Origin of the sequence: Aeromicrobium senzhongii, from assembly GCF_014334735.1 — a bacterium.
GTDB classification, from domain to species: Bacteria; Actinomycetota; Actinomycetes; order Propionibacteriales; family Nocardioidaceae; genus Aeromicrobium; species Aeromicrobium senzhongii.
This window is the reverse complement of record NZ_CP060587.1, coordinates 797,044-816,978: the sequence shown is the minus strand read 5'-3', so window position 1 is coordinate 816,978 and position 19,935 is coordinate 797,044. Positions and strand designations below refer to the sequence as shown.

22 protein-coding genes are annotated in these 19,935 nt (G+C 70.7%); 7 read left to right on the top strand and 15 right to left on the bottom strand.

Annotation, left to right across the window (positions count from 1 at the left end):
- Positions 1-50: 50 nt before the first annotated feature.
- Together H9L21_RS04105 and H9L21_RS04100 are read left to right on the top strand one after the other, a co-directional pair.
- Positions 51-620: an NYN domain-containing protein gene (locus tag H9L21_RS04105; RefSeq protein ID WP_187411786.1), complete on the top strand. Its 570-nt coding sequence runs from the start codon at positions 51-53 to the stop codon at positions 618-620.
- Positions 620-1,486, top strand: coding sequence for a sulfurtransferase (locus H9L21_RS04100; RefSeq protein ID WP_154595573.1), 867 nt, complete (start codon positions 620-622; stop codon positions 1,484-1,486). Before H9L21_RS04105 ends, H9L21_RS04100 begins: the two co-directional genes overlap by 1 nt.
- Before the next feature lie 5 nt (positions 1,487-1,491).
- Here H9L21_RS04100 and H9L21_RS04095 read toward each other — a convergent pair whose 3' ends face one another.
- The 5 genes from H9L21_RS04095 to H9L21_RS04075 all read right to left on the bottom strand — a co-directional run bounded on the left by H9L21_RS04095 (position 1,492) and on the right by H9L21_RS04075 (position 5,492).
- Positions 1,492-2,343, bottom strand: coding sequence for a hypothetical protein (locus tag H9L21_RS04095; RefSeq protein WP_154595574.1), 852 nt, complete (start codon positions 2,341-2,343; stop codon positions 1,492-1,494).
- A gap of 36 nt (positions 2,344-2,379) precedes the next feature.
- Entirely contained in the window at positions 2,380-2,775 is a 396-nt protein-coding gene (locus tag H9L21_RS04090; protein WP_154595575.1) for a hypothetical protein, read from the bottom strand.
- A 97-nt stretch (positions 2,776-2,872) separates the two neighbouring features.
- A complete protein-coding gene (locus H9L21_RS04085) occupies positions 2,873-3,544 on the bottom strand; it encodes a methionine ABC transporter permease (protein ID WP_154595576.1) in 672 nt (223 codons plus the stop codon).
- Positions 3,541-4,560, bottom strand: coding sequence for a methionine ABC transporter ATP-binding protein (locus H9L21_RS04080; protein ID WP_154595577.1), 1,020 nt, complete (start codon positions 4,558-4,560; stop codon positions 3,541-3,543). The genes H9L21_RS04085 and H9L21_RS04080 overlap by 4 nt, the downstream gene beginning before the upstream one ends.
- 2 nt (positions 4,561-4,562) lie before the next feature.
- Positions 4,563-5,492 (bottom strand): MetQ/NlpA family ABC transporter substrate-binding protein, encoded by a 930-nt coding sequence (locus H9L21_RS04075; protein ID WP_255467323.1) that lies wholly within the window; start codon positions 5,490-5,492, stop codon positions 4,563-4,565.
- A 150-nt stretch (positions 5,493-5,642) separates the two neighbouring features.
- Here H9L21_RS04075 and H9L21_RS04070 point away from each other — a divergent pair, with 150 nt between their 5' ends.
- From H9L21_RS04070 to H9L21_RS04060, 3 genes are read left to right on the top strand one after another with little or no spacing between them, the layout of a single operon-like run.
- On the top strand, positions 5,643-6,104 hold the full coding sequence (locus H9L21_RS04070) for a tRNA (cytidine(34)-2'-O)-methyltransferase (protein ID WP_187411785.1): 462 nt from the start codon (positions 5,643-5,645) through the stop codon (positions 6,102-6,104).
- A 41-nt stretch (positions 6,105-6,145) separates the two neighbouring features.
- Positions 6,146-7,084 (top strand): 2,3,4,5-tetrahydropyridine-2,6-dicarboxylate N-succinyltransferase, encoded by a 939-nt coding sequence (dapD, locus tag H9L21_RS04065; protein WP_154595579.1) that lies wholly within the window; start codon positions 6,146-6,148, stop codon positions 7,082-7,084.
- Positions 7,084-7,905 (top strand): hypothetical protein, encoded by an 822-nt coding sequence (locus H9L21_RS04060; protein WP_187411784.1) that lies wholly within the window; start codon positions 7,084-7,086, stop codon positions 7,903-7,905. Before dapD ends, H9L21_RS04060 begins: the two co-directional genes overlap by 1 nt.
- Positions 7,906-8,061: 156 nt before the next feature.
- On the opposite strand, the gene H9L21_RS04055 is transcribed toward H9L21_RS04060, so the two are convergent.
- The 5 genes from H9L21_RS04055 to H9L21_RS04035 all read right to left on the bottom strand — a co-directional run bounded on the left by H9L21_RS04055 (position 8,062) and on the right by H9L21_RS04035 (position 13,010).
- Positions 8,062-8,856, bottom strand: coding sequence for an ABC transporter permease subunit (locus H9L21_RS04055; protein WP_154595580.1), 795 nt, complete (start codon positions 8,854-8,856; stop codon positions 8,062-8,064).
- Positions 8,853-9,779 carry an ABC transporter ATP-binding protein gene (locus H9L21_RS04050; RefSeq protein WP_154595581.1) on the bottom strand — a complete coding sequence of 309 codons (927 nt, stop codon included), beginning with the start codon at positions 9,777-9,779 and terminating at the stop codon, positions 8,853-8,855. The genes H9L21_RS04055 and H9L21_RS04050 overlap by 4 nt, the downstream gene beginning before the upstream one ends.
- A gap of 43 nt (positions 9,780-9,822) precedes the next feature.
- Positions 9,823-11,049 (bottom strand): sugar ABC transporter permease, encoded by a 1,227-nt coding sequence (locus tag H9L21_RS04045; RefSeq protein ID WP_154595582.1) that lies wholly within the window; start codon positions 11,047-11,049, stop codon positions 9,823-9,825.
- Positions 11,046-11,864, bottom strand: coding sequence for an ATP-binding cassette domain-containing protein (locus tag H9L21_RS04040; RefSeq protein ID WP_154595583.1), 819 nt, complete (start codon positions 11,862-11,864; stop codon positions 11,046-11,048). The genes H9L21_RS04045 and H9L21_RS04040 overlap by 4 nt, the downstream gene beginning before the upstream one ends.
- A gap of 75 nt (positions 11,865-11,939) precedes the next feature.
- Positions 11,940-13,010, bottom strand: coding sequence for a substrate-binding domain-containing protein (locus tag H9L21_RS04035; protein WP_187411783.1), 1,071 nt, complete (start codon positions 13,008-13,010; stop codon positions 11,940-11,942).
- 166 nt (positions 13,011-13,176) lie between these two features.
- On the opposite strand from H9L21_RS04035, the gene H9L21_RS04030 reads away from it, so the two are divergent.
- Positions 13,177-14,325 (top strand): ROK family transcriptional regulator, encoded by a 1,149-nt coding sequence (locus H9L21_RS04030; protein ID WP_187411782.1) that lies wholly within the window; start codon positions 13,177-13,179, stop codon positions 14,323-14,325.
- On the opposite strand, the gene dapC is transcribed toward H9L21_RS04030, so the two are convergent.
- Positions 14,326-15,426, bottom strand: coding sequence for a succinyldiaminopimelate transaminase (dapC, locus tag H9L21_RS04025; protein WP_255467318.1), 1,101 nt, complete (start codon positions 15,424-15,426; stop codon positions 14,326-14,328). It abuts the gene before it with no gap.
- A gap of 6 nt (positions 15,427-15,432) precedes the next feature.
- Complete coding sequence (gene fdxA, locus H9L21_RS04020) at positions 15,433-15,756, bottom strand: ferredoxin (protein ID WP_187411781.1); 324 nt, start codon at positions 15,754-15,756, stop codon at positions 15,433-15,435.
- Between the two features lie 86 nt (positions 15,757-15,842).
- On the opposite strand from fdxA, the gene H9L21_RS04015 reads away from it, so the two are divergent.
- A complete protein-coding gene (locus H9L21_RS04015) occupies positions 15,843-16,748 on the top strand; it encodes a GNAT family N-acetyltransferase (protein WP_154595585.1) in 906 nt (301 codons plus the stop codon).
- A gap of 12 nt (positions 16,749-16,760) precedes the next feature.
- On the opposite strand, the gene H9L21_RS04010 is transcribed toward H9L21_RS04015, so the two are convergent.
- From H9L21_RS04010 to mshB, 3 genes are read right to left on the bottom strand one after another with little or no spacing between them, the layout of a single operon-like run.
- Positions 16,761-18,458 (bottom strand): VanW family protein, encoded by a 1,698-nt coding sequence (locus tag H9L21_RS04010; RefSeq protein ID WP_154595586.1) that lies wholly within the window; start codon positions 18,456-18,458, stop codon positions 16,761-16,763.
- A complete protein-coding gene (locus H9L21_RS04005; protein ID WP_187411780.1) occupies positions 18,455-18,988 on the bottom strand; it encodes a flavin reductase family protein in 534 nt (177 codons plus the stop codon). The genes H9L21_RS04010 and H9L21_RS04005 overlap by 4 nt, the downstream gene beginning before the upstream one ends.
- Positions 18,989-19,023: 35 nt before the next feature.
- The gene (mshB, locus tag H9L21_RS04000) at positions 19,024-19,929 is read right to left on the bottom strand and encodes an N-acetyl-1-D-myo-inositol-2-amino-2-deoxy-alpha-D-glucopyranoside deacetylase (RefSeq protein ID WP_154595587.1); all 906 of its coding nucleotides are present in this window, start codon (positions 19,927-19,929) and stop codon (positions 19,024-19,026) included.
- Positions 19,930-19,935 lie beyond the last annotated feature (6 nt).

Genomic DNA, 19,935 nt, shown 5'->3' with positions numbered 1-19,935 from the left:
GTGAGGGCGGTCTCGTTCCCGGCCTGTCCCCGTCCGCGTAGGGTCGAGGCGTGAACGACAGCACGCCCGGCCCCTTGACCTACTTGCTGGTCGACGGCGAGAACATCGACGCCACTCTCGGCATGTCCATCCTGGGCCGCCGCCCCCAGCCTCAGGAGCGCCCGCGCTGGGACCGCCTGCTCCGGTTCGCGGAGAAGGTCTGGGACCAGCCGGTGCAGGGCCTGTTCTTCCTCGCGGTCGACACCGAGCTGCCCATGCCGTTCGTCCAGGCGCTGACCTCGATCGGCTACCGGCCGGTGCCGCTGTCCGGCACGCCCGACCAGAAGGTCGTCGACCTGGCCATCCAGCGCACGCTGGAGGAGATCGCGCGTCGCGACGCCGACGTCATGCTCGCCAGCAACGACGGCGACTTCGTGCCGCAGGTCGAGGCGCTCGTCTCGGGCAGCCGTCGGGTCGCGGTGCTGGGCTTCGAGGAGTTCCGCAACTCGCGGTTCGCGGCCCTCGTGCCGCGCGGGCTGGAGTGCTTCGACCTCGAGCACGACGTCGACGCCTTCACCGTCGAGCTGCCGCGCATCCGCGTCATCCCGATCGACGAGTTCGACCCGAACGACTTCCTCTGATGGACGGGCGTCCGGGGCCTCACGTGGGCGCCGAGGTGTTGATCGACGTCGACGAGCTCGCCGCCGCCCTGGACTCCGGCCGCCCGCCCGTCGTGCTCGACGTCCGCTGGACCCTCGGCGGTCCGTCGGGCGACGCCGCCCACCGGGCGGGTCACGTCCCGGGGGCCGTCTTCGTGCCGCTCGACACCGAGCTCGCCGCGCACGGGGAGCCGACGGACGGGCGTCACCTGCTCCCGTCGCTCGCCGACCTGCAGCGCGCGGCGCGCCGGTGGGGCATCCACGACGACTCCTCGGTCGTGGTCTACGACGACAACGGCAACCTCGCCGCCGCACGCGCGTGGTGGCTGCTGCGCTGGGCGGGCTTCACGAACGTGCGCCTGCTCGACGGCGCGCTGGCGGCGTGGGTCGCGAGCGGTCGCCCTCTGGAGACGGGCGACGTGTCCCCGGCCCCGGGATCGGTCAGGTTGTCGGCAGGGGCGCTTCCGGTGCTGGAGCTCGACGAGGTCGCCGACTTCGCCGCATCGGGCGTGCTGCTCGACGCCCGCGCCGCCGAGCGCTACCGCGGCGAGGTCGAGCCGATCGACCCGAAGGCCGGACACATCCCCGGTGCCCGCAACGCGCCCACCACCGAGAACCTCACCCCGGACGGACGCTTCCGCTCCCCCGCCGAGCTACGCGAGCGCTTCGCCGCGCTCGGTGCCGACGGCTCACGACCCGTCGCGGCGTACTGCGGCTCCGGCGTCACCGCCGCCCACGAGATCGCGGCACTCGCGATCGCGGGCATCGACGCCGCCCTCTACCCGGGCTCGTGGTCGCAGTGGAGCAACCTCGACCTGCCGGTCGCGACGGGCCCCACGGCCCGCTGACCGGGTCAGGCTGCGTCAGCTTCGCACCGCTTCGCCAACCCCTCGTCGATGGGCTTGGCGCCGCCGCCCACGGGCTTGGTGCTGACCTTGGTCGACGTCACCACCTGGGCGAACCGACGCAGGCTCTTCGTGGCCGCCGCGACATCGTCATCGGGCAGGAACGCGTCGTCGAGCACCATCGCGCACTCGTCGACGCCGAAGCCCTGCCAGGAATGGCCCATCCCGAACTGTCCGCGCGGACCCGGTCCGGTCGTCAGGGAGTGCGACCGGATGACTCCGACCACCCGTTCCGCGCCGTCCTTCACCGTGACCGGGTAGGCCGCGCGCGTCTGGAGCGTCACCGTCACGATCTCGATCCCGCTCTTCGGGTCGGTCTCCATGCTCCGTTTCCAGGCCCACGTCACGTGCGGGTCACCCACGGCCTCCACGTCCGGGTGGAACACGGACGCCGCGGTCAGCCGGGGCGTGATCTGCTCCTTGAAGCTCTCCGTGAGCCGGTACGTGATGTCGAAGACCGAGATCGCGTCCTCGACGGCGGCGATCGGATCCTCGGCCTCTCGGACCTGTTGACTGAGCGCCGCCGCCTGCCCCCAGTTGCGCAGGGCGTAGACCATCGAGTGGTAGCGCTCGGCGTCGAAACCGGCCGGGGCCTTCGGCCAGTCCGCATCGATCGCGTCCGGGGCCGGAACCTCGCCCAGACCGATCGACGCGAGAGTGATCGCCGGTGGCGCCGACGTCTCGGGCGCGGACGTGTCCTGCTGGGCCCCCTCGCCCGCACAGGACGCGAGGAGGACGGCCAGGGCGAGCAGCCCGACGACGGGCAGTCGAAGGGACCGGGAACGGGAGGAGATCAGCACCGGAGCAGTATGGCGAGGCATGCCGCCGGTGTCACGTCAGGCGGCTTCCGCGACCGGGTCGAGCCGCGCACCACGGACGAGCTCCTCCCAGCCGGGGTGGCTCAACAGGTCGATCTCGACCTCCCAGACCGCGTGCACGGCATCGTCGACGGGGAACTCGGGGCCGACGAGCAGTCCAGCGACCTCGTCACCGGCCGCATCGGGGACCTCGACCCAGCGGGCCCGGCCCGGGACGGTCAGCACCGCGTCGTGCAGCGGCAGCAGCACGCAGTGGTCGGCCTCGCCCGTGCGAGCGTCGACCACCTCGGCCCGCCGGCTCGTGCCGACCGGCTGGGAGATCGCGCACACGACGTAGACGGTCCCTCCGTCGTCCGGGGCGATCAGGTCGCCGGCTCGCAACTGCGAGACGGGCCTGCGGATCGGCTCGGTCATGACGGTCACCTCCAGTCGTCGGTCGTGCGGTCGGACCTCCAGTCACTCACGCGCCTCGGACAGTTTCCGCTCGTCTCACGATGCGGCCGGGACCTCGTCAGCGCCGCAGGACGCGGCGCGCCGCGGTGTTCCCGAGGAACTGCCCCACCTGGACGAACGCGACGATGATCAGCACCACGGTCCACGTCACGACGGTGTCGAACTGGCGGTAGCCGTACTGGAGCGCGAAGTTGCCCAGGCCGCCGGCGCCGATCGCGCCCGCGATCGCGCTCATGTCGACGATCGCCACGAAGGCGAACGTGTAGCCCAGGATCAGCGGGCCGAGCGCCTCGGGAACGACGACGGTCGTGAGGATGCGCAGCCGGCTGGCGCCCATCGAGCGTGCCGCCTCGATGACCCCGGAGTCGACCGTCACGAGGTTCTGCTCGACGATGCGGCCGATGCCGAACATCGCCGCCAGCGTCATCGCGAAGATGATCGCCTTGTTGCCGATGCCGATGCCCACGACGAGGCGAGCCAGCGGCTGGACCGTCGCGATGAAGATGACGAACGGAATGGGTCGGAAGAAGTTGACCACGAGGTTCAGCAGCGTGAACGCCACCCGGTTCGCGAAGAGCCCACCCGCGCGGGTCGCGTAGAGCGCGAGACCCACGCCCAGGCCCAGGAAGCCACCGATGGCGAGGGTGATCGCGACCATGTAGACGGTCTCCCACGTCGCCGTCCCGATGAGCGACCACAGCTCGGGCAGGTTGGTGTCCTGGCTGATCATGCGAGCACCTCCACGCCCTCGAGGCGGCCGACCTCGGCCACGACCTCGTCCACTCCCTCGCCGCGGACCGCGAGGGTCACGTGGCCGAACACGGCCGGGCCGACGCGGTTCACGCCGCCCTGGACGACCTCGACGGACAGACCGCGGGTCGCCAGCGCAGTGAACACGTCGGACTGACTGGTGTGCCCCTCGACGTCCACGACGATCAACCGGCCCTCGAACTGACGCCGCAGCGCCTCGAGCTCGGCGCCCTGCGGGACCTCGTCGACGAGCGTGCTGACGAAGCGACGGGTCACCGCCTCGCGCGGGCGGGCGAAGATGTCGATCACGGGACCGCTCTCGACCACCCGGCCGGTCTCCATGACGCTGACCTTGTGGGCCAGCGTCCGGACGACGTCCATCTCGTGCGTGATGACGATGATGGTGATGCCCAGCTCCTCGTTCACCTTGCGCAGGAGGCCGAGGACCTCGCGCGTGGTGTCGGGGTCCAGGGCGCTGGTCGACTCGTCCGCCAACAGGATCGACGGGTTCGTCGCCAGCGCCCGGGCGATCCCCACGCGCTGCTTCTGACCGCCCGACAACTGCTCGGGGTGGGCGTGCGCCTTGTCGGCCAGGCCGACGAAGTGCAGCAGCTCGGAGATCCGCCGCTGGCGCTCGGCCGGGTCGACGCCCGCCAACTTCAGCGGGAACTCCAGGTTCCCCCACACGGTCCGCGACCGCATGAGGTTGAACTGCTGGAAGACCATCCCGATCCCCTGCCGCACGCGGCGCAGGTCCCGCTCCCCCAGCTGGTCGAGCCGCGTGCCGTCCACCGTCACCGTGCCGGACGTGGGCTGCTCCAGGGCGTTGACGAGTCGCACCAGGGTGGACTTGCCCGCGCCGGAGTACCCGACGATCGCGTGGATCTCGCCGGCCTCGACGTCCAGGGAGACCCCGCGGACCGCCTCGATCGGGGCGCCACCGCGCTTCGTGGGCGCGAACGTCTTGTGGACGTCACGCAGCTCGACCAGTGCCATCGTCAGCCCCGCGCGCGGGTGTCCGCCTCGACCTTGGCCAGCGAGGCCTCGAGGTCGGCGACCGGCGTCTTCAGCAGCTCGGCCGTCCCGGCCGCGATGTCCTGCACGCCGTCCTGGACCTTCTTGCTGTTCTGGTAGACCTCGACCAGCTTCGCGTAGGTCTTGTTGTCCTTGTCCTCGGCGCGGACGGCGAAGATGTTGATGTACGGCACCGCGTTCGGGTCGGACGGATCGTCCTTCGCGATGGCGTCCTCGAACTTCAGGCCGGCCTTCTCGACGAAGTCGTTGTTGACGATCGCGGCGGCCACGTCGGGCAGCGAGGTGGGCGTCAGGTCGGCCTTGATCGCCTTGACCTTGACCTTCGAGGCGTCCTTGTCGATGTCGGCGAGCGTCGAGAAGATCGAGCCGCCGTCCTTGAGCTTGATCAGGCCGGCCGACTGCAGGATGCCCAGCGCGCGCGCCTGGTTGCTGTCGTCGTCGGGGACGACGACGGTGTCGCCGGACTTGATGTCCTCGACGGAGTCGACCTTCTGCGAGTACAGGCCCAGCGGGTAGATCGCCGTCGAGCCGATCGGCGTCAGGTCCTGGTCGTTGGCGACGTTGTAGTCGGCCAGGTACACGATGTGCTGGAACTGGTTGATGTCGATCTCGCCCTCGGTCAGCGCCGGGTTGGGCTGCGGGTAGTCGGCGAAGTCGACGACCTCGAGATCGATGCCCTCGTCCTTCGCCTCGTCCTTCAGCGTCTTCCAGTACGGGTCGCTGGCACCGACCACGCCGAGCTTCACCTTCGTCAGGTCGTCACCGGCGGAGTCGTCGCCGCGAGTCAGCGCGAAGGCGACCAGGGCGCCGACGACGAGGAGGACGGCGACGGCCAGGGCGATCGCGGGGCCGCGACGCTTCGGTGCCTCGATCAGGGGGGAGTTCTCGGACACGGGGGGAGTTCCTTTCATGGTGCGGGCGACCCGTGGTGCGGGGGGTCGACACGACCGTAGGCAGGTCCCACCCGTCGCTCTGACCACGTCTCACCTGTCAGGAACGGACGTCCGAGGCGCCGAGAAAGTGGTAGCGCCTACTGTGGGGGCGTGTTCCGGATCCTGTTCTTCGAGCCACGCATCGCCGGCAACACGGGCAACGCCATCCGGCTCGCAGCCGCCACCGGCAGCCACCTGCACCTGGTCGATCCACTCTTCGACTTCGAGGACAGCAAGCTGCGCCGCGCCGGTCTGGACTACCACGACCTCGCCGTCGTCACGGTCCACCCGACCCTCGAGGACGCGTACGCCGCGCTGCTGCCGGCCCGGGTCTTCGCCTTCACGACGGCGGCCACGACCGCCTACACCGACATCGCCTACGAGCCCGGCGACGTCCTGCTCTTCGGGCCGGAGCCGACCGGCCTGCCCGACGAGGTCCTCGCCGACGCGCGTGTCACCGACCGGCTGCGCCTGCCGATGCTGCCGTCGCGACGCTCGATGAACCTGGCGAACTGCGCCTCGATCGCCGTGTACGAGGCGTGGCGCCAACACGGGTTCGCCGGCGGCGTCTGACACGACACCGTCGGCGTGACCGGCCTCGATAACCTTGGGTCATGAGCGACACCCGATCGGCCCACGCCTGGGGCCTGGCCACCGTCACGCCCGAGGGCACCGTCCTGGACGTCTGGTACCCCGAGCCGATCCTCGGCCCGGCGCCCGAGACCACCGTCGAGCCGTCCGACCTGGTCGCCGCCGAGCGTGAGGACCCGGTCCGCGGTGTCAGCACCCACGTCGTCCACACCGAGATCGCCGACCTGGACGCGCCGCCGGCAGACGCCTACGACGTCTACCTGCGTCTGCACCTGCTGTCGCACCGGCTGGTCCAGCCCCACGGGCAGAACCTCGACGGCATCTTCGGCCTGCTGACCAACGTCGTGTGGACCTCGATCGGCCCGTGCGCCGTCGACGACTTCGAGGCGGTCCGCGCCCGAGCCCGCGCCGCCGGCCTGACCGTGTCGGTCACGAGCATCGACAAGTTCCCCCGCATGACCGACTACGTCGTGCCCGGTGGCGTGCGCATCGGCGACGCCGACCGCGTCCGCCTGGGTGCCCACCTTGCCGAGGGCACCACGGTCATGCACGAGGGCTTCGTCAACTTCAACGCCGGCACGCTCGGCCACGCCATGGTCGAGGGACGCATCTCGGCCGGCGTCGTCGTCGGCAACGGCTCGGACGTCGGTGGCGGCGCTTCGATCATGGGCACGCTGTCCGGTGGCGGCAAGGAGGTCGTCAGCGTCGGCGAGGGCTGCCTGATCGGCGCCAACGCCGGGATCGGGATCTCGCTGGGCGACGACTGTGTCGTCGCGGCGGGCACCTACGTGACCGCGGGCTCCAAGATCACCATGCCCGACGGGTCGGTCGTCAAGGCCGCCCAGCTCTCGGGCGCCGACGGCATCTTGTTCCTGACCAACAGCCAGACCGGCGCACTGGAGGCCCGTCCGCGCGGCGGCCGGACCGGCGTGGAGCTCAACGCCGACCTGCACGCCAACTGATGCGATGGATCGTCGCCACGGTCGTCGCCACGGCGGCGCTCGTGCTCGTCGTCCTGAAGACCTTCGAGAACAGCATCGACAGCAGCGGCTTCTGCGTCGCCACGGTGGGTGACCGCACGGTCGAGGTCGACGTGGAGCAGGCCAAGTGGGCCGCCCTCATGGCGGCCCAGGCCCACGAGCGGGGCCTGCCGCCGCGGGCCACGACGATCGCGATCGCGACGGCGTACCAAGAGTCCAAGATCCGCAACATCGACTACGGCGACCGGGACTCCGTCGGCCTGTTCCAACAGCGTCCCTCGCAGGGGTGGGGCACGGTCGAGCAGATCCTCGATCCGGTCTACTCGACCGGGAAGTTCTACGACGCTCTGGCGAAGATCGACGACTACGAGTCCATGGAGATCACCGACGCCGCCCAGGCCGTCCAGCGCTCGGGCTTCCCGCAGGCCTACGCCGACCACGAGGCCGACGCCCGGGTGCTGGCCTCCGCGCTACGGGGCTACTCCCCCGCGGCGTTCGCCTGCGCGACCGACCCGAAGGCCGGATCGACCGGCGCCGACCTCGACGCGTATCTCAACCAGGCCTGGGGCCGCGTGCGCGTCGACTCAGACCCGTCGTCCGGCCAGCAGGCGATCACGCTGAGCGGCGACCAGATCGGCACCCGCGGCTGGGCGCTGGCGCAGTTCCTCGTGGCGAACTCGACCGAGTTCCGCATCAGCGAGGTCACGTTCGACGACATGCGCTGGGAGGCCGGCCAGGACGAGCCCGGCTGGCGTCCCACGCGGGACGCCAGCCGGACCGACGTGCGGTTCGTCCGCCGCTGAGCGGGCTTGCTCAGCCCTCAGCCCTCGGTCGCCCTCAGCCCCTCCCCCGCTCGCAGTCCCTCCCCCGCTCGCACTTTTGGAAACGGATCCACGTTCCGCCGGGGCAGAAAGGTGGATCCGTTTCCAAAAGTGGCCAGGGGTGGCGGCGAGAGTCGCTCAGCCGATGTCGCGACGCAGGGTCACGAAGCGGCCCAGCAGCACGAACACCACGACGTAGGCCAGCAGCACGATCGCCCCGGGCCCACGCGAGAGCAGATCCGTCGTGGTGTCCTGGGCGAAGAAGCTCGACCCCAGGACGGCATCGGCTGCCGCGCCCGGCAGGTACTTGGCCACCTCGGACGTCGCGTCCCAGGCACCGAGCGCGACGCGCGCGATCGGCTCGACGAACTGGGTGAACGCCAGGATCACGATGATCGCGGCGACCTGGTTCGTCAGGACGCTGCCGATCGCGGTGCCCAGGACGGCCCAGATCGTCATGACCAGGACCGACATGCCCAGCAGGACCAGCACGCTCTCGGCGCCCAGGTAGGCACCGTCACCGCGCCACGCGAGCACGGGAGCCGCCCCGGCGACGGTCGACAGCGTCCCGATGACGCCGTAGATCAGGCCGACCACGACGGCCGCGACCAGCTTGGCGGCCATCAGCACCGACCGGTTCGGCTGGGCCAGCAGGGACGCGGTGATGGTCTTGTGCCGGAACTCGCCGGTGAACAGCAGGCTGCCCACGATGAGCGGGAAGACGTAGCCGATCGGGCTGGTGAGCGAGTAGACGACGCGCGCCAGCTCCTCACCCACCGGCATGCCCACCGAGTCGTCGCCCATGTCGACGGTGAACGAGAACGAGATCACCACGGCGATGAACACGAGGTACGCCACCAGCACGAGGGCCAGCAGCCACCACAGACGGGTGCTGAAGAGCTTCCGCAGCTCTGCCTTGATCGCAGTGCTCATGCCGCGACACCCCCTCGCGACGCCGGGGCGTCGGGACTGGAGGTCAGGCGCAGGAAGACGTCCTCGAGACCGACGCCGACGTCCGCCAGCTGGTGCACCTCGATGCCAGCCGCGAACGCCGCGGCACCGACCTCGGCGGCGGACACGTTGACGACGTCGACGCCCCCGGCCACGGGCTCGTGGCGCCACCCTCGCTCGGCGGCCAGGGCCGCGATCCGCTCGGGCGCCGGACCGGCGATCCGGACGCGCGACTCGACCAGGGCGTGCAGGCCCTGCAGCGGCGAGGCGTGCACCAAGCGGCCGTGGGAGATGATCACGACGTCGTCGACGGTGTGCTGGACCTCGCTGAGCACGTGGCTCGAGACCAGCACCGTGCGGCCCTCGTCGGCGAAGGCGCGCAGCAGGTGGCGCAGCCAGACGATGCCCTGCGGGTCCAGACCGTTCGCCGGCTCGTCCAGCAAGATCACGTCCGGATCGCCGAGCAGCGCGTAGGCCAGGCCCAGCCGCTGCCGCATGCCCATGGAGTAGCCGCCGACGCGGCGCTTGGCCGCGTCGGTCATGCCGACCAGCTCGAGCAGCTCGTGGCAGCGCGCGTCACTGGCTCCGACCTGCGGCGCGTACACGCGCAGGTGGTCCAGTCCGGTCCGGCCGGGATGGAAGCTCGAGGCCTCCAACGCGGCTCCGACGACGGCTCCGGGCTGCTTGATGTCCTCGTAGCGCCGGCCGCCGATGAGGGCGCGCCCTCCGGAGGGCCGCACGAGTCCCAGCAGCATCCGCAGCGTGGTGGTCTTGCCGGCTCCGTTCGGACCGAGGAATCCGGTCACGGCGCCGGGGCGGACGGTGAAGCTGAGGTCATCCACGGCCTTGACGGAGCCGAACTGTTTGGTCAGGTGATCGACGACGACGTCGGTCTCAGTTCGCATGCGCACGAGACTAACGGGGACCGGCACCCGCCCCGGCAGGCCATCATCCGCTGCCGCTGCTCTTGCGGGCCTGCCGCGCGAGCGAGTCGATGGTGACGGCCAGCAACAGCACCGCGCCGGTGACCATGTAGCGCACGTAGGCGTCGACCCCGACCAGGTTGAGCCCGCTCGTGATGGACTGCAGCACGAGCATCCCGAACAGCGCCGAGTACACCGACCCGCGACCGCCGAACAGGCTCGTACCGCCGATGACCGCGGCGGCGATCGCCATCAGGTTGGTGTCGGTGCCTCCGCTGCTCTGGCTGACCGCCTGCAGCCGGCCGGCCGCCAGCACGCCGCCGAGGGCCGCGAACATCGAGCACAGGGCGAACACCGAGATGTAGACCTTGTTCACCGCGACACCCGCACGTCGCGACGCCTCCTCGTTGCCGCCGACCGCGAACACGTGCCGGCCCCACGTGGTGCGCCGCAGCAGGAAGTCCATCACGATGATGACGCCCACCCACAGCAGCGGCAGGGCACCGAACCCGCGGTCGATGTTGAGGTACCACGCCACGCCCGCGACGGCGGCGACGATCAGGACGGCCCGCACGACGATCCATCTCAGACTCGGGGTCGAGAGGTTGGCCGCGGCACGGCGGCGCAGCGTCCGCAGCCGGGCGAGCAGGTAGGCCAGCCCCACCGCGACAGCGAGCACGTACGACAGCCACGGCGGCAGGAAGGTGAAGTTCGCGAAGTCGATCAGCGCCGAGTCCCCGGGCAGGTTGACCGTGCCGCGTGAGCCGAGCACGTTCAGCTGCGCGCCGAGGAAGGCCAGCAGGCCCGCGAGCGTGATCACGAAGCTCGGCACCCCGAACCGGGTGAAGAGCAAGCCGTAGAACGCGCCGATCAGCAGTCCCACACACAGGGCCGAGAGGATCGACGCCAGCAGCGGCCAGTCCTGGTAGACCAGCAGGACCGCCAGGACGGCACCGGACAGTCCGGAGACCGATCCCACCGACAGGTCGATCTCCCCCAGGAGCAGCACCAGCACGATGCCCACGGAGATCATGCCGATCGTGGCCGAGTCCAGGCTCAGCTCGACGAGGTTGCGTGACGAGAGGAACCGGGGGTTCATCGCGTAGAAGACGATCCAGATGACGACGAGCCCGATGACGACCGGGATCATCCCGAGGTCACCGGACTTCAGTCGACGCACGAGGGTGCCCACCATCGCCCGGGGCGACGTGTCCTGGACGAGGCGCTCGTCGGCGCGGTCGGCGTGGCTCATGCTTCGTCCTCCGTCGGCAGGTCGGTGGGGGGAATCAGCGGGACGGCGGCGCCCTCGGCGCGGGCACGCCGCGCGGCGACGACGTTGTCGGAGGCCCCGGTGATGGCCGCGACCAGCTGTTCGGTCGTGACGTCGTCGATGCGGAACTCCGCGGCGTTGCGGCCCAGCCGCAGGACGTAGATCCGATCGGCCACGGCCTGGACGTCGGCCATGTTGTGGGTGATGAGCACGACGGCCAGCCCGGACTCACGGAGCCGCTCGACCAGGTTGAGCACCTCGGCCGTCTGGGCGACGCCGAGCGCGGCCGTGGGTTCGTCGAGCATGACGATCTTCGGGTCGCCGACCAGGCTGCGGGCGATCGCGACGGTCTGTCGCTGACCACCGGACAGGCCGGCGATGGGGATCCGGACGGACGGGATCTTGGCCGAGAGCTGGCGGAGCAGCTCCCAGCTGCGCGACTCCATCGCCTCCTCGTCCAGGACGCCCACCGCGGTCGTCTCCTGGCCGAGGAAGAGGTTGGCGACGACGTCGAGGTTGTCGGCCAGGGCCAGGTCCTGGAAGACCGTGGCGATGCCGAGTTCCTGGGCCGACTTCGGACCGTGGATCTGGACCTCGCGGCCCTCGAGCTCGATCGTGCCGGAGTCGGCGCCGTACACGCCGGAGATGATCTTGACGAGGGTGGACTTGCCGGCGCCGTTGTCGCCGACGAGGGCGACGACCTCGCCCGGACGGACATCGAAGTCGACATCGGTGAGGGCCTGCACGGCGCCGAAGCGCTTGCCGACGCCTCGCAGGGACAACACGGGACTGGTCATGGGACTTCCTGGGGGGTTTGAGGACGATGGGCGTGCGGACGGGGGCCGGCCGGAGCCGGCCCCCGATTCACCGCCTCACGACAGGCCGGCCGCCTTGCAGGCGTCGGCGTACTCGGGAGTGCAGATGTCCTCGACGGTGTAGAAGCCGTCCTTCACGATCGTGTCGTCGATGTTGTCCTTCTCGACCACGATCGGGTCCAGGATGAACGACGCGACGCCGTCCACGTCCTCGGTTCCGGCGATGTCGACACTGTTGGCCAGGTCGGTGGCGAGCTGGGCGGCCTTCTCGGCCTCCCGGCGGATCGGCTTGTAGACGGTCATGTACTGATCGCCCGCGATGATCCGCTGGATGGCCGCCAACTCGGCGTCCTGACCGGTGATCGGCGGGATCTTCGCGACCCCGGCGGCCTTGAAGGCGGCGAACACGCCGCCGGCCTGGCCGTCGTTGGCGGCGTAGACCCCCGCCAGGTCCTGGGGCTCGATCTTGTTGAACTGCGAGCTGGTGAACTTCTGGGCGTTGTCCGGGCTCCAGTCGGGGTTGTCGTACTCGGCGACGATCTTGAGGTTGCTCTTGTCCAGGACCGAGTGGGCGCCTTCCTTGAACTGCGCGGCGTTGGGGTCGGTCGGCGAGCCGTTCAACATGAGGATGTCGCCCTGGTCGCCGGTGGCCTTGACGAGCGCCTCGGCCTGCATCTGGCCGACCCGCTCGTTGTCGAAGGAGACGTAGTAGTCGGCACCCTCGATGAAGCGGTCGTACGCGACGACCGGCACCTTCGAGCTCTGCGCCGACTTCACGATCGTGGTGGCGGCCTTGCCGTCGACCGGATCCAGGACCAGGACCTTCGCGCCGTTGGTGATGGCGGACTGAGCCTGCTGCTGCTGCTTGGACGCGTCCTGGTCGGCGTTGAGGTACTCGACCGTGCACGTGTCACACATCTTCTTGACCGCGGCCTCGAAGAGCGGCTTGTCGAAGCTCTCGTAGCGCGTCGTCTTGGTCTCGGGGAGCAGCAGGGCGATCTTCTTCTCCTTGTCGCCACCGCCGCCACCGTCGTCACCGCCGTCGTCGTTGGCACCGCACGCGGACAGTGCGCCCAGGCCGATCGTGAGGGTCGCCGTCACCACGGCGACGCGAGAGAAGGTGTTCACAGATCCTCCAAGAAATGTCGACCCCCACCTCGGCGTGGAGTACCAACAGTGAACTACGTCACACAATTGGGGTCAACAGGTGAACACAAGGGCGCATTCGAGCAGTGCTGCCAACATCTTGTGTTCGATACTTGACGATAAGTTGGGGCTGCGCGACAGTATGCGCATGCCGACCGCCCCCCGGACCACCGCCGCCCTGCGCGCCTCGAACCAGCGCCGCGTCGTGCGCGTCGTGCGCGAGGCCGGCGGGCTCAGCCAGGCCCAGATCGCGCGTCGCACGCACCTGGCGCCCGCGACGGTCTCGGGCATCATCCGCGAGTTGGTGGACGCGGGCTTCCTGCACTCCGAGGCAGGCTCGGGCCGCCGGGGCGCGACCGTGACCGTCTCCCCCGGCGCGGGGGTCGTGGCCGGCGTCGACTTCGGCCACTCCCACCTGCAGGTCGCGGTGGCCGACCTCGCCGGGCGCATCCGTGCGGCGCGCGCCGTGCCCCTGGCTCCGGACGCACCGAGCGACGACGCCCTGGGCCTCGCCCGGGAGATGGTCGACGCGCTGCTCGGCGACGGCAACCTCACCCATGACGACCTGCGAGCGGTCGGGATGGCCATCCCCGCGCCCATCGGACGCGACGGCGTCATCGACTCCGGCTCGATCCTGCCCGGGTGGGTCGGCGTCGACGCGCGGTCCGCCGCCGAGAAGACCTTCGAGTGCCCCGTCGTCGTGGACAACGACGCGAACCTCAGCGCCCTGGCCGAATGGACGCGCGGTGCGGGGCGCGGCCACGAGGACCTCGTCTACATCAAGATCGCGTCCGGCGTCGGCTGCGGGCTGGTCCTCGGCGGCCGCGTCCACCACGGCGGCCTGGGCACGGCCGGCGAGCTGGGCCACCTCACGATGGACGAGTCCGGGCCCCTGTGCCGGTGCGGCAGCCGCGGCTGTCTCGAGGCCTACGTCGGCGGGTCCGCGCTGATCGCCCAGTTCGCCCCCATGGGCGGCGAGCTCGACGTGCCCGGCTTCGTCGAGAGGGCGCTGCACGGCGACCAGGGCGCACGTCGACTGATCGAGGATGCGGGCCGGCACCTGGGCGAGGCCGTCGCGACGGTCGCCAACCTGCTCGGGCCCGAAGTGGTCGTGATCGGCGGCGAGCTGGCGGTGGCCGGGGACCTCCTGCTCGACGAGGTCCGGGCCTCCATGCGCCGCCACGCGCTGACTCCGGTCGCCCGCCAGGTCCGCGTCACGGTCTCCGAGCTGGACGAGCGGCCCTCCTGCGTCGGCAGCGTGCTGCTGGCGCTGGACGCCGTCGAGCTGCCCCGCTGATCAGGCCAGGCGCTCGGCCACGGCCGCGATGCGCTCGTCCGTGGCGGTGAACGCGAAGCGCACGTGGCGCGTGCCGGTGGCGCCGTAGAAGTCGCCCGGCGCGACGAGGATCCCGCGCTCGGCCAGCCACTGCACCGTCTCGCGGCACGGCTCGTCGCGCGTGGCCCACAGGTACAGCGAGCCCTGCGAGTGGTCGATGCGGAAGCCCGCGCCCTCGAGGGCCGCGCGCAGCGTCGCCCGGCGTCGGGCGTACCGCTCGCGCTGCTCGTCGACGTGGGTGTCGTCGGCCAGCGCCGCCTGCATCGCCGCCGCGACCGGGGTGGGCAGCATGAAACCGAGGTGCTTGCGCACGGCGAGCAACTCGGCGATGACCGTGCGGTCGCCCACGACGAAGGCGTCGCGGTACCCGGCCATGTTCGACCGCTTCGACAGCGAGTGCAGCGCGATGATCCCGTCCAGCGAGCCGCCGTTGACCTGCGGGTCGAGCACGGAGACCGGCTCGCCCTCCCAGACGAACTCCAGGTAGCACTCGTCGCTGACCAGCAACGCTCCGGACTCGCGGCAGTAGTCGACCCAGGCCTTCAGGTGCTCGCGCCCGACCACGCGGCCGTGCGGGTTGGCCGGGAAGTTGATGAAGACCAGCTTCGGGCGCTGGGGACCGAAGGCCACCCGGGAGTCGGTCGCGATCGCGGTGGCGCCGGCGTAGGCCGCGCTGACCGCGTAGGTCGGATAGGCCGTCTCGGGCAATCCCACGACGTCGCCCGGGCCGATCCCCAGCTGGACGCACAGGTTCGCGATCAGCTCCTTGCTGCCGATCGTGGCCAGGACCTGGTCGGTGCCGATGCCCGGGATCGAGAAGCGCCGGTCCAGCCAGTCGCCGACCGATCGCCGCAGGGACTCGGGCCCGAGCACGGTGGGGTACCCCGGCGAGTCGGCGGCGGCGATCAACGCCTGACGTGCGACCTCGGGCGTCGGGTCGACGGGAGTGCCGATCGACAGGTCGACCAGGCCGCCCGGATGCTCAGCGGCGCGGGCCTTGGCCGGCGCGATCGTGTCCCAGGGGAAGTCGGGGAACCGTCCCGACACCGAGGCGTGACCCACGGCGGGTCACTCCTGGTTCTGCGGCGGCAGGGCCTTGACGTACGGGTGGTCGGCGTCGATCACGCCCATCTTCGCCGCGCCGCCGGGCGAGCCCAGGTCGTCGAAGAAGTGCACGTTCGCGTCGTAGTAGTCCTTCCACTCGTCCGGGGTGTCGTCCTCGTAGAAGATGGCCTCGACCGGGCACACCGGCTCGCAGGCGCCGCAGTCCACGCACTCGTCGGGGTGGATGTAGAGCATGCGGTTGCCCTCGTAGATGCAGTCGACCGGGCACTCGTCCACACAGGCACGGTCCTTGATGTCGACACACGGCTGGGCGATCACATACGTCACGGGCTTGCTCCTTCGGTTCGGTCCCCAGTATCACGGGTGCGACCCAACCTCCGCTGGCCGGGTTCGCCTCATGAGATCGTGTCGTCGTGGATCTGCTCGGACGACGCGTCTCGGTGCGCCATCGCGACGGCGAGGGCGTACGCGACGTCGTGGGACGCGTGCTCGCCGCGGGGCCCGACGGGCTGCGGATCGAGCGCCGCGACGGCGAGCTCGCCTTCGTGCCGGCGGGCACGGTCCTGGCCATGCGCGTCGTGCCCGACCGACCCCGGCGCACCCGCCGCGCGGCCTCGTTCTCGGCCGAGGAGCTGACCCGCATCACGTCGCGGGGCTGGCCCGCCGTCGAGTCGGTCCCGCTCGGCGACTGGGAGTTGCGGGCGTCGGGCGGGTTCACCGGCCGCGCGAACTCCGTCGCCGTCCACGGCGATCCGCACACCGACGAGCCGTTCGCCGCCGTCGTCGACTTCTACACCGCCCGCGGTCTCCGGCCCCTGGCCCAGCTGGTCGAGGGGTCGGTCTGGGACCGCCGGTTCGAGGACGCCGCCTGGGTCCCCGTCACCGACCAGCCGCCCGGCGCGATCGTGCAGGTGGCCGACCTCGCCGCCGTTCCCGCACCCGACCCCGAGGTCGTGGTCGAGACGCACGCCTCCGACGCCTGGCTGCGGCACTACGGTCGCGTCAGCGAGCCGGCCACGGCACGGGCGGTGCTGGAGGGCCCCGCCACGGTGGGCTTCCTGTCACTCGACGACGTCGCGATCGGCCGGGTCGTCGTCACCGGCGAGTGGGCGGGACTGGCCGCCGTCGAGGTCGACCCGGCGCACCGGCGCCGCGGCCTGGCGCGACGGATCGTCGACACCGCCCTGGCGTGGGCGGCGGCGCACGGCGCCGACAAGGCCTACCTGCAGACCATGCGCGACAACGAGCCGGCCCTCGGGCTCTACGGCGCCTACGGCTTCACGACCCACCACGCGTACCGCTACCTCACGGCACCGTGAGGCAGCGGGCGGTCAGTCGCTCTTCGGCTTCTTGCCGCAGATGACGCGGTCGGCGGCCTGGTAGTACGCGGTGTCCTTCTCTGTCTTGACCCGCTTGCCGCCCTGGTAGAAGTCGCGGTGGATGTCGATGTCGAAGCCCGTCACCGGCGACTGCGAGACGCAGGCCGGGGTGTCGTCGTACTGCGTGCCGGGCTCGCGGAAGTTGTACCGCTTGCTCTGGCGCGACTTCACCTCGTACACCTTGGTGCCGTAGATCTCGACGTTCATCCGTCCCGACGAGCCCGGGCTGCTCTTGTCGACCCAGGCCCGGATCACGACGCCGGTCTTGTAGGGGTTGCGGAAGCGCAGGTCGAGGCTGCCGTAGTAGATCGTCGCCTCGCGGCCCACCGGATAGCGGTCGATGTAGAACGCGTGGGGGTGGTGCTCGACGTCGTCGAGACCGGCGAAGAACGCCGCGTTGTAGGCGGTCGTGGCGACCTGCGAGACGCCGCCACCGAGCTCCTCGCGGAACACTCCCCCGTTGATGACGAAGCCCGAGACGAAGCCGTTCGCGGCAGTGCGCTCGCCGACGGTCTCGTTGAAGCTGAACGTCTCGCCGGGCTTCAGGATCGTGCCGTCGATCCGGCGGGCCGCCTCGGCCTGGTTGGTGTTGCGGTAGTCGGCGTGCGGGTACTCGGTGGTGAAGCTGCCGATCCGCTCCTTGATGCCGAGCGCCTCGGCGTCCTGGGTGGTGAAGTCCGGCTGGACGGTGGTGGCCTCGACCGTGATCACGCGCTGGTCGCCAGTCTTCGTCAGCACCGGCACGAGCTGCTCGGCCATCGTCTTGGGGTCGAGACCGATGCCGGCCTTGCTGGGCACGACGACGGGGCGGCCGCCCTCGAAGCGGAACGACGCGTCGACGGCCCGACGGCCGATGCCGGTCACGGAGCTGGTCAGTGGACCGGCCAGGTCCTTCGCGTCGATCGTCGGCACCATCGCGCCGTCACGGACGACGATCGACAGGGCCGGCGCGTAGGCGGTGACCGGCAGATCGGCCCGGCTCGAGCCGACCTTCAGCGTGACGGGTGCGGAGACGGCAGGCTGCGCGATCTCGCGCATGGCGCGCTCGAGTCCGGCTCGGTCGACGGCGGGAGCCACGGCCGCGACCGGCACCCGGATCGGGTCCTCGCTCGTCAGCCACGACTCGCGGATCGTCTGGGCGAACTCGTCCTGGGGAACCTGGTTGCCGGGCTTGGGCTGACGCGCCTTCGGCTTCGCGTCGGGGAACGTGATCTGCGCCTGCACGACGGGCTGGTCCACGGTCTCGGCGACCGATGCGACGGCGGCAGCGAGCTTCGTGTCGTCGACGCGCAACTGCGGGTCGTGGTCGGAGCCGCCGGCGAACAGGGCGATCATGTCGCGCGGGTCCCACGAGCGCCCGCCGGCCGCCCGGACGCTGGCGGGCACGTCGACCGCCAGTCCCGCCTGCTCGGGGTCGAGCTCGAACTTCTGCTCCTCGAACGTCGCGACGATCGGCTCCTCGACCCGCTCGGCCAGCCCGCGAGTCAGAGCCGCCTCGGCCTCGTCGGGACTCTTGCCGCCGACGTCGACACCGGCGATGGTCGTGTCGGCCGGCAGGCGCTGGCCGGTGAGGACGTATCCGCCCACGTACGCGGCAGCCAGGACGGCCACGACTCCCCCGGTCACGGCCAGCAGACGACGCCGGCTCACCGGCCGCTCCGATACACGGTCTTCTCGGACTCGGGCTGGCGCACGATCGAACCGTAGTGCGAGCGGTAGTACAGCAGGGGGTTGTCGGCCTCGTCGTGGTAGTCGGCCCACAGCACGCGGCCCACCAGGATCAGGTGGTCGCCACCGTCGTGCTCGGCCTCGGTCTCACACTCGAGCCACGCCAGGGCGTCGTCCAGCAGCGCCAGGCCACCGGGACTGCGGTGGTGCGGAATCTGGTCGAACTGGGTGGCCAGCGGCCGCCCGCGGTGGGCGAACCACGCCGACGCCTCACGGCCGTGCTCGGAGAGCATCGAGACGCCCCAGCGCTGGGACTGGCGCACGGCGTCGTGGAACCGGCTGCCCCGGTTGGTGCACACCAGGACGAGTGGCGGAATGAGGGACACGGACGTGAATGCGCTCGCGGTCATGGCATGGTCGACACCGTCATGGGCGGTCGACACCACGGTCACTCCGCTGGCGAATCGCGACAGCGCGCCCCGGAACGCGGCTTGATCGACGGACTTCTCCACCCGTCAAGCCTACGGGTCATCGCCCAGTGCCGGGTTCAGCCCAAGCCGGCGAACAGATCCTCCTCGAACCCGGACTCGCCCACCGGACCCGCGACTCCCTTGGCCAGCCGGTAGTACTCGGTGCCCCAGGTGATCGCCGCGAGGTCCATCCCCATGGCGAAGAACTGGCCGTCGGGGGTGATCTGCGTGGCGTGCGCGCGCATCGCGTCGAGCTTGGCCTGCACGTGCTCGGGCGCCGACGAGATCGCAGCGCTCAGGTCCTCGTCCTCGGCGAACATCGGGGGCAGGTGGTCCAGGTCGAACTGGAACGGCATCTCCTGACCGGCCTGCGCCAGCTGCTCGGAGGCCTCGCGCAGCCGGGACGCCGACTCGGCGGTCCAGTAGATCTTGGGGATGTCCCACGCCTCACCGAGGTCGCGCCGGTACGACGGCACCGCGGCCAGGGCGGCCGCGTAGTGCGCGACGCGGTGCGCCTGGATGTGGTCGGGATGGCCGTAGGCGCCGAACTCGTCGTACGTCACCAGGACCTGCGGCCGTACCTCGCGGATCACGGCCACCAGGTGAGTGGCCGCCTCCAGCAGGTCGGCACGCCAGAAGGCCCGGGAGTCGATGTCGTCCATCGCCGCGGCGTTGCCGTTCTCGTCCCAGACCATGCCGGAGTCGCGATACGTCCCGTCCCCGCCGAGGCGACGGAAGTCCTTGACACCCAGGTGCGCCATCGCGTCGCTCAGCTCGCCGAGGCGATGGGGGCCGAGGTTGTCCTCGCGCTCGGCGGCCAGGTGCTCCAGCTCGGGCACGAGCACCTCACCGTGCTCGCCCAGCGTGCAGGTCACGAGCGTCACCTGGGCTCCCTCGGCGGCGTACTTCGCCATCGCGAGCCCTGAGCCGATGGACTCGTCGTCAGGATGGGCATGGACCAGCAGCAGGCGGCGATCGGGCATGGGTCC

What these genes read in the sequence shown, in the direction of transcription:
- H9L21_RS04100 (WP_154595573.1), top strand. Translation starts at nt 620, where the DNA reads ATGGACGGGCGTCCGGGGCCTCACGTGGGCGCCGAGGTGTTGATCGAC.
- H9L21_RS04090 (WP_154595575.1), bottom strand. Translation starts at nt 2,775, where the DNA reads ATGACCGAGCCGATCCGCAGGCCCGTCTCGCAGTTGCGAGCCGGCGAC.
- H9L21_RS04085 (WP_154595576.1), bottom strand. Translation starts at nt 3,544, where the DNA reads ATGATCAGCCAGGACACCAACCTGCCCGAGCTGTGGTCGCTCATCGGG.
- H9L21_RS04080 (WP_154595577.1), bottom strand. Translation starts at nt 4,560, where the DNA reads ATGGCACTGGTCGAGCTGCGTGACGTCCACAAGACGTTCGCGCCCACG.
- dapD (WP_154595579.1), top strand. Translation starts at nt 6,146, where the DNA reads ATGAGCGACACCCGATCGGCCCACGCCTGGGGCCTGGCCACCGTCACG.
- H9L21_RS04060 (WP_187411784.1), top strand. Translation starts at nt 7,084, where the DNA reads ATGCGATGGATCGTCGCCACGGTCGTCGCCACGGCGGCGCTCGTGCTC.
- H9L21_RS04055 (WP_154595580.1), bottom strand. Translation starts at nt 8,856, where the DNA reads ATGAGCACTGCGATCAAGGCAGAGCTGCGGAAGCTCTTCAGCACCCGT.
- H9L21_RS04050 (WP_154595581.1), bottom strand. Translation starts at nt 9,779, where the DNA reads ATGCGAACTGAGACCGACGTCGTCGTCGATCACCTGACCAAACAGTTC.
- H9L21_RS04045 (WP_154595582.1), bottom strand. Translation starts at nt 11,049, where the DNA reads ATGAGCCACGCCGACCGCGCCGACGAGCGCCTCGTCCAGGACACGTCG.
- H9L21_RS04040 (WP_154595583.1), bottom strand. Translation starts at nt 11,864, where the DNA reads ATGACCAGTCCCGTGTTGTCCCTGCGAGGCGTCGGCAAGCGCTTCGGC.
- H9L21_RS04030 (WP_187411782.1), top strand. Translation starts at nt 13,177, where the DNA reads ATGCCGACCGCCCCCCGGACCACCGCCGCCCTGCGCGCCTCGAACCAG.
- mshB (WP_154595587.1), bottom strand. Translation starts at nt 19,929, where the DNA reads ATGCCCGATCGCCGCCTGCTGCTGGTCCATGCCCATCCTGACGACGAG.